The organism is Nocardia sp. NPDC049737 (assembly GCF_040674755.1).
Lineage (GTDB): Bacteria > Actinomycetota > Actinomycetes > Mycobacteriales > Mycobacteriaceae > Nocardia.
The window spans coordinates 111,883-126,003 of record NZ_JBFANH010000013.1 but is presented as its reverse complement, the minus strand read 5'-3'; the positions used below and the strand labels follow the sequence as shown (position 1 = coordinate 126,003).

Below are 14,121 nucleotides of genomic sequence, written 5' to 3'. Positions count from 1 at the left end.
ATGACCCGGCAAACCATCAGCGACCGCCGTCACATCTCGCCGAGCCAGGCCGGATGCCAGAGGCGGCCGGTCTCGGTCCAGTTCATGAAGCGCACGGTTCCGCTCAGTTTCGGGGTGACCCACACCGCGTCCTCGCGCTCCTCGGCGGTGAGATCGTTGTCGAACGGGGTGGTCTTGCGCTCCAACTTGCCCAGCTTTTCGGCCAGATCCCGCATCACCGACTCGCTGAACCCGGTGCCGACCCGCCCCACGTAATACAACCTGCCCTCGTGCGGAATGCCGACCAGCAGCGATTTGAAGTTGCGGGCGTCACTGCGTCGCCAGCCGCCGATCAGCACCCGCTGGGTGCGCCAGTTGCGGTGCTTAACCCACGAATGCCCGCGCTTACCGGGCAGATACACCGAATCCTTGCGCTTGGCGACTACACCCTCCAGGCCCTGCTCCTGGCTGTAGCGCAGCGCTTCGGCGCCGGAGCCGTCCAGTCGCGGCGGCACCCGCAGTGACGGTGCGTTGCCCGCGATCGCTTCCAATACCCGACGCCGATCCGAATACCGTTTGCGGATAAGGGAAGTCCCGTCCAAATACAGCACATCGAAGGCGACGAAGACCGCACGGGCCGCATCGGCCTGCAACAGACCGACATTGGCGATGCCGTGATCGTCGAACACCACGGCCTCACCGTCGAGCACCACATTGTGTCCGGCCAACTCCTCGGCCAGCACGGCCATGCAGGGATAGCGTTCGGTCACCACATTGCCCGCCCGGCTGCGCAACGTCAGTGTTCCGGAATCTATTTCGGCGATCAGCCGGAAGCCGTCCCATTTGGTTTCGAAGCACCACTCGACATCATCGAGATCGGCGACCTCACCGTGCGTGGCCAGCATCGGCCGCAGGCCACGCGGAAAGGGCGCGGGCCCAGCCGGTCTCGGCACGATGAACGCGGCCTCGGGGCCGACCGGACCACTGGAGACCCGGTCGGTGCCCTCCTCGGCCGGATTCTGCTCGCGCATGAGATGCATCAGCCACTGGGTGCCATTGGTTCGGATCATCGCGTAGCGGCCGCGCAGTCGCTTGCCGTAGAAGGTGACGATGACCTCGTCCGCGCGCCACTTCTCGGTGTCATAGGTACCGGAATCCCAGATGGTCATCTCCCCCGCGCCGTACTGTCCCTTCGGGATGGCACCGTGGAAGTTCAAGTACTCCAACGGATGGTCCTCGGTGTGCACGGCGAGCCGGTTCTGATCCGATGAGGTCGGCGGCCCCTTCGGCACGGCCCACGACACCAACACACCGTCGCGTTCGAGCCGCACGTCCCAATGCAGCCGCCGCGCATGATGTTCCTGGACGACGAACCGATTATTCGTTCCCGGCGCTGGTTTTTCGGAGGGCACCGGTTCCGGGGTCGCCGAAGCATCGCGCATCGAGCGGTATTTCGTCAGCGCATCGCTGTCCGAGCTGGGCGGATCCAACTCGGCGAGCAGATCGCCATCATCGCGCCAGCGGGCCAGCACCTCGTCGAAGCGCAAGTGTCGCAGCTTCTTCCGGTTCTCCAACTCGGCCCAGGTGCGCGGTGCGGCCGCATTCGGTTCGGTGCGGCCGCGCAGCGAATACGGTGCGATGGTGGTCTTGGCCGGATTGTTCTGACTCCAGTCCAGGAAGACCTTCCCGCCGCGCGCCGATTTCGCCATCGTCGCGGTCACCAGATCCGGGTGCAGCTTTTCCAGATTCGTCGCCACCTGTTTGGCCACGGTGGACGCACCACCCGGACTCAACTCCCGTTCCAGCGGCACATAGATGTGAATTCCCTTGCTACCACTGGTAACCGGAAAGGCGTGCAGCCCGATGCCCTCGACCATCTCGCGCACCGCGAGCGCGACCCGCGCGCATTCCGCGAGTCCCGCGCCCGGCCCGGGATCCAAATCGAATACCAACCGGGTGGCGTAGCCGACCTTGTCACCGTCGAAACGCCATTGCGGCACATGGACTTCCAGCGCCGCCTGCTGTCCGATCCAGGCCAGTCCGGCCTCGGAATCGATGACCGGGTAGGCAACCTTGCGATCGGAATGTTCGATGGCATGGCGCTCGAGCCACGACGGCGCGTGTTCGGGGAGATTCTTTTCGAAAAAGGATGATTCGTCGACCCCGTTGGGCCAACGCTTCCGGGTGACCGGCCGCCCGGCGATGTGTGGCAGCATCGCGGGCGCGATGGCCGAGTAGTAGGCGATGACCTCGCCCTTGGTGGTTCCTGTTGCCGGATACAGCACCTTGTCGAGGTTGCTCAGCTCAACCTCGATGCCCGGCCGGCCCGGGCTGCCACCGAATTCCCGGCGGGTCACCATAAATGAAGCTTAGGGGCGGGGACCGACAGATACCGGTCCCCGCCACATATCAGGCCTACGGCTGCCCCGGCTCTCCCGGCTCGGGGGCGGGCTTGGGAGCGGGCGGCACAGGCGGCTCCTCTGGCACGGGCGGCTTCGGTGCGGGCGCGGGCGGTTCCGATGCGGAGTGGTCCGTCGGGACCGCCTTCTTGGCGGCCTCCTGCACCTTGCCGATCTTGTCGGAGTATTTGTGGCCGGTTTTCTCGTCGATGAACCCGCCGGCCTTGTCGACCGCTTCGTTGATTTTGTCGGCGTTCTTGGCCGCCGTTTCCTTACCCTTGCCGACCAGGCCTTTCAGGGTGTCCACGACACTCATACCTGCATTCCTTCCTGTCGACGAACCTAGGTATTCACCCAATATCCTCCCACCAGGAATCCCGGCTCGGCAGGTCATTGGGATCGATGCGCTGGCCGGGCATCGGCACCGCCACCGCGGTACCGGCCGACCGCGCCGCCTCGACCATCCGGCGCACCGGCTCCGACCACCCGTGGAAGGCCAGATTGAAGGTCGCCCAGTGAATGGGCACCAGCAGTCCGTGTCCCGGATCGCCGACGCCGAGGTCGGCATGTGCCCGCACCGCCTCCTCCGGGTTCATATGCACATCCGGCCAGGCCTCGTCATAGGCCCCGATCGGCAGCAGCGTCAGATCGAACGGTCCGAGCGCGGCACCGGCTTCGGCGAAAGCCTTGGTGTATCCGGTATCACCGCCGAAGTAGACCCGCCGCGTCGGGCCGATGATGGACCAGGACGCCCACAGTGTGGTGTTGCGCACCAGGCCGCGGCCGGAGAAGTGGCGCGCCTCGGTACAGGTGAGCACCAGATCGGTGCCATCGCGCTCGCGCCCCAGCGAGGCAAGGGAAACCGAACCGCCCCAATCCAATTCGACGATCCGATGTTCGGGCACACCCCAGTGCCGCAGATGTGCGCCGATGCCGATCGGCACCAGGAAGGGCGCGGCCTGTCCGACCACCAGCTGACGCACCGTCGCCTTGTCCAGATGGTCGTAGTGATCGTGCGAGATCAGCACCGCGTCCACCTGCGGCAGCTCCGATAGCGGCGTCGGCACCGGATGCAGCCGCGCCGGCCCGACCAGCGCCGACGGCGAAACCCGTTCGCTCCAAACCGGATCGGTGAGAATCCGATACCCGTCCACCTCGATGAGCGCCGATGCGTGCCCGTACCAGGTGACCGCGAGATCGGCGGCATCGGTCGGTACGTCGGGCGTCGCCAGCGGAACCGCGGTGCGTGGACGACCGGCATTACGCCGAGTCAGCACCGAAAACAACAGGGACGGAGCGGCGCCCGAGACGAACTGGGTGCTCGGCTCGGTGTTGTGGAACTGACGATTGCGATAGCTCACCGCGCCGGTGGCGTATGGCGCAATGGCGTTGATGGAGGCGCCGATCGCCGAGGGGATGTCCCAGACCGCGCGTGCCACCCAGGCGAGGCCGAGAGCACCGGCGGCAATACCGACTATCTTCTTCGGATTCATTTATCGTCCCACGAATTTCGCCGCGCGCTTCTCTGCCCTGGCCAGCCGCCCCTCCTGGGCGTCCTGACTGGTCCACGCCGCCTCCAGCGCCGCACGCTGCTGCGTGTTCTCCGGATCCCGGGTGCCGTCATCGTTGAACTCCAACTTCATATGCCGCAGCGAGAGCGGTGCCAGTTGGGCGATCGATTTGGCCCACGCCTGCGCATCGGCCAGGGTGCCGAGCCGGTTGGCGAAGCCGAAGGAGTAGGCGTCGGCGGCCGATACCGGTTCCGCGCCCAGCAGCACGGTCCGTGCCGGGCCGCCGCCGATCAGCGATACCAACCGCCGCACGGTCCAGCGGTCGACGGTGATACCGAGCTTGGCGGCCGGAATGGCGATATAGGAATCGGGTTCCATGACCCGCAGATCCGAGGCCAGCGCGATCTGCACGCCCGCGCCGAGTGCACCGCCATTGATCGCCGCGATCACCGGGACCGGTACGGATTCGATGGTGTGCAGCATGTCGGGCAGGGCCGCCAGGAATTCCTCCACGTAGACCCCGGACAGATCCGCGCCCGCGCTGAAGAGGGTGCCCCGACCGGTGAGCACAATCACCCTGGCGTCCTCGGCCGCGGTCAACACCGCTTCGCGCAGCCGCGTGACAAGTTCGATGTTCAGCGCGTTACGCCGCTGCTCGCGCTGTAGTTCGATGGTGACGACATCGCCATCGCGGCTAACGTCGAGCATGCATCCTCCCCAACTGACCGGTTCGACTGGTTACATCAACTCTGCCACAGGTGGTCGAACATACCGACCAAGCCGATACGATCTCGGTTTGTGCCGACAGACTTCTCCATCCTGGTGATCGGTGCTGGTCAGGCCGGGCTGTCGGCCGGTTACCACCTGCAGCGCCTCGGCCTGCGCCCGGAACGGGATTTCCTGATCGTCGATCACGCACCGGGACCCGGTGGGGCCTGGCAGTTCCGGTGGACATCGCTCACCCTCACCACCGTCAACCGGGTACACGACCTCCCGGGCATGCCGTTCGCCGAGACACTGCCACCCGATTCCGACGCCGTGCCAGCGGCCACCGCGGTGCCGCGCTATTACGAGTTGTACGAGAAGCGATTCGATCTGCGGGTGCGCAGACCGGTCTCGGTGACCGTTGTCTGCGACCGCGATTCCGACGGAACCCCCTGTGCCGCAGGGGCGGACCTCACGGCGGGGCGAGGCACGATACTGAATGTCGAGACCGATACCGCGGGCACGATCCGGGTGCGCGGCCTGATCAATGGCACCGGCACCTGGGAGCGTCCCTTCATTCCGCACTATCCGGGCGCGGAGACCTTCGCCGGACGCCAATTGCACACACACGACTACCGCATAGCCGATGAGTTCGTGGACAAACATGTCGTGGTGGTCGGCGGCGGAGTGTCGGCGGTTCAGTTGCTCGATGAGATCTCCCAGGTCACCACCACGACCTGGGTGACTCGACGCGAACCGGTATTCCGAGACACATCATTCGCCGACGAGGACGGCCGGGCCGCCGTCGCCATCGTGGAGGACCGTGTGCGCCGCGGCCTACCGCCGGGTTCTGTGGTTTCGGTCACCGGTTTGCGGCTCGACGATCGATTGCGCGCCGCTCAGGCTCGCGGCGCGCTGCAGCGGCATCCGATGTTCGCGAGCATCGAACCGGATGGGGTGCGCTGGGCCGACGGCTGGTTCCAGCACGCCGACGTGATCCTCTGGGCAACCGGATTCCGCAGTGCCCTGGACCATTTGGCCCCGCTACGCCTGCGCGGCCCAGGCGGCGGCATCACCATGACCGGTCGGCTCGCCACCCAGGTCGCCGTCGATCCGCGCATCCACCTGATCGGCTACGGACCATCCGCCAGCACCATCGGCGCGAACCGAGCCGGGCGCGCCGCCGCCCAGGAACTGACGGCCTATCTCGGCCTTCGTTAGGCGAGCCCTGCGGTGAAAGTGGTCGGATCGGGGCCTATGCGGGCGCCCTTGTCGAGTGCGTTGATGGCGTTCATCTGGTCGCCGGTGAGTTCGAAACCGAAGACGTCGAAGTTGCCGGCAATGCGCGACGGAGTGACCGACTTCGGTATGACGACAATGCCCTGCTGAAGATGCCAGCGGATAATCACCTGGGCCGGAGTGCGGTCGACCTCATCGGCGATGGCGACGATGGTGTGATCGTCGAGCAGCGTGCCCTGCCCCAGCGGACTCCACGCCTCGGTGGCAATGGCATTCGCATCATGGAATGCGCGTAGCTCGCGCTGCGCCAGCCGTGGATGCAGTTCGACCTGGTTGACGGCCGGGATCTCGCCGGTCTCACCGATGATCCGCTCCAGATCGGCGACGGTGAAATTCGACACACCGATCGAACGCACCCGGCCCTGCGCCTTCAGTGTCTGGAAGGCCTTGAAGGTCTCGACGAAACGATCGGCCTGCGCCACCGGCCAGTGGATGAGAAAGAGATCGAGATAGTCCAGGCCGAGCCGAGCCATACTGGCGTCGAAGGCGCGCAGCGTGGCGTCGTACCCCTGATCGGAATTCCACAGCTTGGTGGTGACGTAGACCTCGTCACGCGGCAGGCCGGATTCGCGGATGGCACGGCCGGTGCCCTCCTCATTGCCGTAGATAGCGGCGGTATCGATGCTGCGATAGCCCGCCTCCAGCGCGGCGGTGACGACCGGCTGGACGTCCTGCGGCGGTACTTGGAACACCCCGAAGCCGAGCTGCGGGATCACGTGCCCGTCGTTCAGCACGATCGAGGGAATGGCGCTGGTCTCGCTTCTGAAGGTCACATTCCGACCGTAGAAGTGCCGCGCCGCGTCGTCAACGAGGACCCCTGGTGTGTTGACCACCGGTTTTCCGAACGGGACTCGTTCGCGCTGGTTACCGGAGGTTGTCAGGCTGGCCGAGGCGGCGATAGCGGGTGCGGCGGGAGGCACGAATTTCCTCGTGCGGGCGGGCGCGCAGCGCGGTGAGCTCTTCGGCGATGGCGGCGACCATGCGGCGGGCGAAGTCGACCGGTTCGTCGGCGGCGTCGGGAAATTCCGGGACGATGCGGTCGACGACACCGTCGGCGAGCAGGTCGGTGGCGCGGATGCCCTGTGCGGCGGCCAGCTGGGGGGCATGGTCGGTATCGCGGTAGACGATGGCGCTCGCCCCTTCGGGCGGCAGCGGCGCGAGCCAGCCGTGGGTGGCGGCCAGGACCCGGTCGGCGGGCAGCAGTGCCAATGCGCCGCCGCCGGTGCCCTGACCGAGCAGGACCGAGACGGTCGGGGTATCCAGGGTCACCAGATCGGCTATGCAGCGGGCGATTTCAGGGGCGAGCCCACGCTCCTCGGCTTCCTTCGACAGAGCCGCGCCAACCGTGTCGATCACCAGCACCAGCGGCAGCCGCAATTCCTGGGCCAGCGCCATACTGCGCCGGGCCTCGCGCAATGCGGCGGGGCCCATGGTCTGTTCGCCATCCTGACCCGAGCGGTCGTGGCCGAATACAATGCACGGCTGTCCACGAAAGCGGGCCAGTGCGTGCACTATTGTGCGATCGGATTCACCCTGACCGGTGCCGCTGAGCGGAACCCGTTGCTTCACATGGCGTAACAGGTCACGAATGCCGGGTCGACCTGGGCGGCGCGAGATCTGGACCGATTCCCAAGCCGGAACATCCGGGCTCGCTTTCCCGGTACCACGCACGGGCACGGCCCAAGCAGGTTCCGCCGCAACAGAATCCGGCACGCCACTGAGCACACTCAACGCACGATGCGCGATGCGGCGGAACACCGAAACCGGCAGCACACCGTCGATTACACCGTTGCGGTACAGATTCTCCGCGACCTGCACGCCCTCCGGAAAATCCCTGCCGTACAACGCTTTATAGACGCGCGGGCCGAGAAAGCCGATGAGTGCACCGGGTTCGGCGAAGGTGATGTGCCCCAGCGAACCCCAGGACGCGAAGACGCCGCCCATCGTGGGATTGCGCAGATAGACCAGATACGGATGCCCGGCCGCCTTGTGCGCCGCGACCGCACCCGCGATCTTCACCATCTGCACGAAAGCGACTGTGCCCTCCTGCATTCTGGTACCGCCGGAGGTCGGCGACGCGACCAGGGGCAGGCCGAGTTCGGTGGCGCGCTCGACCGCCGAGACGATGCGCTCGGCCGCCGCCACCCCGATCGAACCCGCCAGAAATCCGAACTCGCAGGCGATTACGGCCACGCGTCGACCACGCAGCAGACCTTCGCCGGTCAGCACCGCCTCATCTGTACCGGCCGCCAGCTCGGCCTTGTGCAGATCCGCACGGTATCGCGGGGACGCGGCCACCGTCACCGGTGGCCGGTCCCAGCTGATGTACGAGTCCGAGTCGAGCAGTTGCCCGAGCAACTCCCGCGCCGAAATCCTCACCGAGCGAGCTTAGCCACTCGATTCGGTGCCGACGCGTCAAGCGCGAACGCTCAGTAGCCCTGCATGACTTTGCGTAGGGCGTACTCGGTGAGCGAGACCAACGCCTGCTTGGCCGGCTCGCGACGGCGGGCATCGATGGACAGGATCGGCACATCCGCAGGCACCGCGAGGGCCTGCCGAATGTCCTCGATCGGATACCGCGGCGCGTCGTCGAATTCGTTGAGCGCAACCAGGAACGGTAGATTGCGCGCTTCGAAGTAGTCGACGGCCGCGAAGCTGTCCTCGAGCCTGCGGGTGTCGACCAGCACCACGGCGCCGATGGCGCCGCGGATCAGGTCGTCCCACATGAACCAGAAGCGGTACTGGCCCGGCGTCCCGAACAGGTAAAGCACCAGATCGTCGGCGAGGCTGATCCGGCCGAAGTCCATCGCCACCGTGGTGGTCGACTTCATCGGAATACCGGTCAGATTGTCGATTCCGGTACTGGCATTGGTCACCAATGCCTCGGTGCGCAGCGGAACAATCTCCGAGACGGCACCCACCAACGTGGTCTTACCGACACCGAAGCCGCCAGCGACCACGATCTTCGCCGAAGTCGGTTTACTGGTGCGGGTATCGACCTGTGCCGTCGAATCAAATACGCCGGAGTCCACTGAGAACCCTTTCGATCAGCTCGCGACGTTCATCGTCGCTGGAATCGTCTTTCAAAGTCGCCGAAACTCGCACATGCCCGGCCTCGATGAGGTCGGCCACGAGCACGCGGGCCACCCCGATGGGGATACCCAAACGCGCCGCTACTTCAGCAACGGACGGCGATTCTCTGCACAACTCCACGATGGACGTCTCGATGTTGGTCAGTTCGAACTGCCGCTCCAGGGCGACCGGATGCGATGCGACAAGTGCCTCCAACGCCAACTCGACCGCGGGCCTGGTACGGCCCGCAGTCAAGGAGTATGGGCGAACGAGACTCGGCTCGGCGCTCCCCATGCGGTGATCGTCTATGTCCATCCCACCATCAGGAACCCATCGTGACGCGTGGCGTGGCCTGCACCGTCTGGCCAACACGCTCGACCAACAGAGCCATTTCGTAGCCCACCTGGCCGATATCGCAGGAAGTATTGGTCAGCACCGCGAGATACGAGCCGTCGCCGACTGCCATGAGTAGCAGGTAGCCGTGCTCCATCTCGACTACCGACTGCAGCACGGTGCCGCCTTCGAATAGATTCGAGACGCCTACCGAGAGGCTGGCCAGTCCGGCGGTGACAGCCGAGAGCTGTTCGGCACGGTCCACCGGCAGCTGCGCGCTCGCCGCCATGAGTAGGCCGTCAGCCGAGACCAGGACGGCATGAGCTACGCCAGGAACCTCGTTGGCGAAGTTCGAAACCAGCCAATCCAGCTGACGATTCGTACCACCTAGATCGGGGTTCATCGGTCTCCTTTATCTCCGGTTAGGTTCATTGCCTTCATTGCGCGGCCATCCCGGACGCCCTGCTGGTGACGACTCAAGCTGGACCTGATCGTTTCTGGATCGCGACGTGGCGTGCGATCGGCGTTGCCGGTGACACCGCCGGGGACCAGCCTCCCGCCCGGATTGCGTTGGGGCAACCCGGCGGCCGTCTTTGTTTCGGCCTGGGCCTCGCTGGCGCGGCGAGCCGCCTGCCAGCCTTCGTCGCCCGGTGATTCGAAGGAGGCCGCCACCTGGGACCGGTCCGAGTTCGGATCCGAGAGCCACGCCGACATCATTTCGGCGAAGATCGGTGTCCCGCCCATGACCGAATCGGAGTCGACCGCGGGCTGCAACCTGGTCTGGAAGAACGATGCCGCCTTCTCCGGATCGGGCTTGAAGCTGTGCCGTCCCGGATCGCGCGGTGTGGTCGTCGCCCCGCCCTCGGAAACCGCGGGGGTCTCGCCGCTGGCCGCGGGCTGGGCCGCACCGCGATCGCGTCGCGGCAGACCGACACCCGGCGGAACTTCCTTGCGCGGCAGTACCGTCGCTCCCGGATCGCGCTGGGGCAGACCGGTCGGACCCGTCTCCCGCTGCGGGAGACTATCGCGGGACGGCAGCAGACCATCACGCTGGGGTAGCCCGCTCGCCGTATGCGCACCCGACTGACGCTGCGGCAGGCCGTTCGGGGTCTCACGCTGCGGCAAACCGTTCCCGGGCGACTGACGCTGCGGCAGGCCGTTGGCACCGGACTCACGCTGCGGTAGACCACCCAGAGCATCACGCTGCGGCAAACCACCGGTGCTCTCCCGCTGCGGCAGACCACCCGTGCTCTCACGCTGCGGCAAACCACCCAGAGCATCACGCTGCGGCAGACCACCGGAAGCGGAATCCCGCTGCGGCAAACCCGAACCGGTGTCCCGCGGCGGGATACCGGTCAGACCGGACTCCCGCTGCGGCAGGCCATTCGATGCCGACTCGCGTTGCGGCCGACCGCCGGCGCTCTCCCGCTGCGGCAAGCCACCAGTGCTTTCGCGTTGCGGCAAACCGCCAGAGCTCTCACGCTGCGGCAAACTGCTCAACGGATCACGCAACGGATCGCGCTTCGGCAGACCACCAGTGCCCTCACGCTGCGGCAACCCACCAGAGCTTTCGCGTTGCGGCAGACCACCAGAGCTCTCATGCTGCGGCAGACCACCCGTGGTATCCCGCTGCGGCAAACTGCTCAACGGATCACGCAACGGATCGCGCTTCGGCAGACCACCAGTGCCCTCACGCTGCGGCAGACCACCCGTGGTATCCCGCTGCGGCAAACCGCCTGTGCTCTCACGCTGCGGCAGACCCCCGGGGGCTTCCCGCTGCGGCAGGCCACCCAGAGCATCACGCTGTGGCAGACCACTGGCGCTCTCACGCTGCGGCAAACCATTCGACGTTTCCCGCTGCGGCAAGCCACTCGCGGGCGACTGGCGCTGCGGCAGACCGGTCGCACCCGGCTCTCGCTGCGGCAATCCGCCGGCGGCCGAATCCCGCTGCGGGAGTCCGCCGGCAGCCGAATCCCGCTGCGGCAGACCGCTCGAACCAGCCTCACGCTGCGGCAACCCACCCGAGGCAGCACGCTGCGGCAGGCTCGAACCGGTATCGCGCTGCGGCACACCACCGGCACCCGGTTCGCGCTGCGGCAGACCATTCAGCCCCGAAGCACGCTGCGGCGCCCCACTAGTACCCGGCTGACGCTGCGGCAGTCCGCCACTGGGCTGACCGCCCTCGGGCTGCGGCACACCATTCGTGCCCGGCTGACGCTGCGGCAGCCCACCGGAGTTCAGATTCCGCGGTGGCAGACCACCACCGGAAACCGTCGGCTCGGCGCCCGGCCGGTTCGGCGGCGGACCGCCCGGCGTGACACTGCGCCTTGGCAGATTCGCCGCGGCGAGCTTGCCACGCTGCGGAGCGCTCGGCGCCTGTCCGCCCGATGGGCGCAGGGCCGGATTCGATGGTGCCTGGTCCTGACGCAGCCCCGAGGCTCCCGAGGACATGGTGGAGCCGGGCGAACGCTGCGGCAGCCCGCCCGCCGTCGGAATCGGACCACTGCTCGCGGCCGGTGCCGGACTGCTGATCGGAATCGGCCCGCTCACACCGGGATCGACGGTGACAACGACATTGCCACCCGGCGTCCTGGTGATCGCGCGCGTCTGCATCGACGCCGCGGCGGACGGTCGCTGCGGACTGGCCGCGGCGACCTGCGGTGTCGCCTGCGGCATCGCGGTGGTCTGGCCTTGGCCGAGCACGATCAGACTCATCGGAACGTGCACGGTGACCGTGACGCCGGGATCCCGCGCGGTGTCGAAGGTCGGGCGCAGACGCACGGTGAGTCCGTGTCGCTCGGCCAATCGGCCGACCACGAAAAGACCCATGTGCCGCGCGGTATCCGGCCCCGGCTCGGCGGTCTGCTCGAGCCGCCGGTTGATATCGGCCATTTCACTGGGCGGCATACCGATGCCGCGGTCCGCGACCTCGATGAGCATGCCCTGGTCGTGTCCCTGCGCGAAGGTGAACTTCACGTCGGTCTCCGGCGGCGACGCGCGTAGCGCGTTGTCCAATAGCTCGGCGAACAGGTGCGCCATATCCGAGGCGGCGGGCTCGACCAGCGAACCACGCGGTGTCGCACCGAGCTTCACGCGCTCGTAGTCCTCGACCTCGGAGATCGCCGCACGCAGCACGTCCGCGATCTCGACCGGCGCGGACTTGCTGCGCCGCTGCCGGGTACCGGCGAGGATCAGCAAGTTGTCACCGTTACGGCGCATACGAGCCGCGAGATGGTCCAGCCGGAACAGGTTTTCCAGCAGGCGCGGATCCTTCTCGTCGTACTCCATCGCCTCGATCAAACTGAGCTGATGGTCGACGAGCGACTTGGAGCGCCGGGCCAGGGTTTCGAACATGTCGTTGACCTGAGCACGCATCTGCGCCTGGTCACTGGCCAAACGCAGCGCCTGGCCGTGGATATCGTCGACGGCGCGGGCCAGCTGACCGATTTCCTCGTGGCTGCGGATCGGCATCGGCTCCAGCGGCACATCCTCAGGGGACGCGCCGTTACGCAGCTGGGCGACCTCGTGCGGCAGATCGCTCTCGGCCACGCGCAGCGCGGCCAGACGCAGCCGGTGCAGCGGCACGATCATCGAGCGCGCGACGAATACCGCGAGCAACAGCGCGGCGAGAATGGTCGCGATGACGACCGCGGTGTAGGTCCACGCCCCGGTATTGGCGTTGGACACCAGCGAGCTCATCGCCGAGTCGATGTCCTTGGTGGACTTGTTGACCACGCGCTCGTAGACGTCCAGGCTGCCGGTGAGCGAGTTCTTCAGATCACCGACCGGGATCTTGCCGGACTGCGCCTCCGGGCTGGTCAGCAGCGAGATCCGGTTATCGATACCGGCCCGCAGATCGGCGATCGAGGTGTCGCCGTCGGAAAAGCGGTGGGCGAGCACGTTGAGCATCGCCCGCTCGGTATTGGCCGCGGTGATCGCGTTCTGCACGCCCGCCGCCGAACCGCGCAGCACCTCGGGGAATGCGGCAACCTCACCGACCAGTGCGGCACGGGTGTTCAGCGAGTCGACCAGCCGCAGCTTCGACTGTTCGATGGCCTGGTCGCTGACCTGGCCGACCGTCGTCTCGACGATGTGCACACTGTCGTTGCGGACCTGGTCGATCAGCCCGATGACTTCGGCCGGTGTCTGCGTCGTGACGTTCTTGCCCTGGGCACGAACGGCCTTGGCCTGGGTGATCATGCTGTCCAGCGACGCGCGCGCACCGGCGACACCGTCGAGCTTGCCGCCCGACTGTTCGGCATCGGCGATGACCTTGTCGAGGTCGGCCAGGTTCTTGTCCGACACGATCGACACGTTCGGCATGATCGAAATCATCTGCGAAGCGGCGGTCGTCGCCGTCTGCGCGCTCAGCGCGGTGACGGCAGGGATCGTCTCGATGTTCTTCGCGGCAGCGTCCAGTCGGTTCGCGTCGGCGAACTCGGTGGTAATCCTGGACACGCCGAGGCCAACCGCGACTGCCAGCGGAACGGCCAGGACCGCCGTAACCTTCCAGCGCAGGTCCCAGTTGCCGAGCGCCCAGCGTTTGCTGCCGGACCTTGCGGCGTCACGCATCTCCCACTCACTTTCCAAACTGGCCCCAACCACGTGCCATCAGCGAACCTAGACAATCGCATGCTGGCTCGACAGGCAGAGCTGGCCGAGGAACTGCGGCTGGCCGAGAAATTGCGTCTACGACGGCCCAAATAAGTGACATCAGATTCTAACGGATCAATAACAGCTTGGGTGACGTTGAGTGTAGCTACGGGCTTTGACCTGCCGGTAATCGGCAAAACCAAAGGTCGCGGCACCCACCCGGGCGTCGC

The 14,121-nt window shown here is 66.5% G+C and carries 11 protein-coding genes; 1 reads left to right on the top strand and 10 read right to left on the bottom strand.

Annotated features, from left to right (window positions below; translation table 11 throughout):
• Positions 1 to 29: 29 nt before the first annotated feature.
• Genes AB0J47_RS19220 through AB0J47_RS19205 form a run of 4 tightly spaced genes read right to left on the bottom strand, consistent with a single transcriptional unit; the run spans position 30 to position 4,597 of the window.
• Positions 30 to 2,339 (bottom strand): ATP-dependent DNA ligase, encoded by a 2,310-nt coding sequence (locus AB0J47_RS19220; protein WP_364347184.1) that lies wholly within the window; start codon positions 2,337 to 2,339, stop codon positions 30 to 32.
• A 55-nt stretch (positions 2,340 to 2,394) separates the two neighbouring features.
• Complete coding sequence (locus tag AB0J47_RS19215) at positions 2,395 to 2,694, bottom strand: antitoxin (protein ID WP_364347182.1); 300 nt, start codon at positions 2,692 to 2,694, stop codon at positions 2,395 to 2,397.
• 34 nt (positions 2,695 to 2,728) lie between these two features.
• Positions 2,729 to 3,871: an MBL fold metallo-hydrolase gene (locus tag AB0J47_RS19210; RefSeq protein WP_364347180.1), complete on the bottom strand. Its 1,143-nt coding sequence runs from the start codon at positions 3,869 to 3,871 to the stop codon at positions 2,729 to 2,731.
• Complete coding sequence (locus AB0J47_RS19205) at positions 3,872 to 4,597, bottom strand: enoyl-CoA hydratase (protein ID WP_364347178.1); 726 nt, start codon at positions 4,595 to 4,597, stop codon at positions 3,872 to 3,874.
• 90 nt (positions 4,598 to 4,687) lie between these two features.
• On the opposite strand from AB0J47_RS19205, the gene AB0J47_RS19200 reads away from it, so the two are divergent.
• Entirely contained in the window at positions 4,688 to 5,815 is a 1,128-nt protein-coding gene (locus AB0J47_RS19200; RefSeq protein WP_364347176.1) for an NAD(P)-binding domain-containing protein, read from the top strand.
• On the opposite strand, the gene AB0J47_RS19195 is transcribed toward AB0J47_RS19200, so the two are convergent.
• The 6 genes from AB0J47_RS19195 to AB0J47_RS19170 form a co-directional block, all read right to left on the bottom strand.
• Positions 5,812 to 6,666, bottom strand: a complete 855-nt coding sequence (locus AB0J47_RS19195) for an aldo/keto reductase (RefSeq protein ID WP_364347174.1) — start codon at positions 6,664 to 6,666, stop codon at positions 5,812 to 5,814. The genes AB0J47_RS19200 and AB0J47_RS19195 overlap by 4 nt on opposite strands.
• Before the next feature lie 91 nt (positions 6,667 to 6,757).
• Positions 6,758 to 8,272: a carboxyl transferase domain-containing protein gene (locus AB0J47_RS19190; RefSeq protein ID WP_364347172.1), complete on the bottom strand. Its 1,515-nt coding sequence runs from the start codon at positions 8,270 to 8,272 to the stop codon at positions 6,758 to 6,760.
• 50 nt (positions 8,273 to 8,322) lie between these two features.
• Positions 8,323 to 8,925, bottom strand: a complete 603-nt coding sequence (locus AB0J47_RS19185) for an ATP/GTP-binding protein (RefSeq protein WP_174414979.1) — start codon at positions 8,923 to 8,925, stop codon at positions 8,323 to 8,325.
• Positions 8,906 to 9,280: a DUF742 domain-containing protein gene (locus tag AB0J47_RS19180; protein WP_040686485.1), complete on the bottom strand. Its 375-nt coding sequence runs from the start codon at positions 9,278 to 9,280 to the stop codon at positions 8,906 to 8,908. Before AB0J47_RS19180 ends, AB0J47_RS19185 begins: the two co-directional genes overlap by 20 nt.
• A 7-nt stretch (positions 9,281 to 9,287) precedes the next feature.
• Positions 9,288 to 9,701, bottom strand: coding sequence for a roadblock/LC7 domain-containing protein (locus AB0J47_RS19175; protein WP_011207200.1), 414 nt, complete (start codon positions 9,699 to 9,701; stop codon positions 9,288 to 9,290).
• Positions 9,698 to 13,870, bottom strand: a complete 4,173-nt coding sequence (locus tag AB0J47_RS19170) for an ATP-binding protein (protein WP_364347169.1) — start codon at positions 13,868 to 13,870, stop codon at positions 9,698 to 9,700. The genes AB0J47_RS19175 and AB0J47_RS19170 overlap by 4 nt, the downstream gene beginning before the upstream one ends.
• Between the last annotated feature and the right edge of the window lie 251 nt (positions 13,871 to 14,121).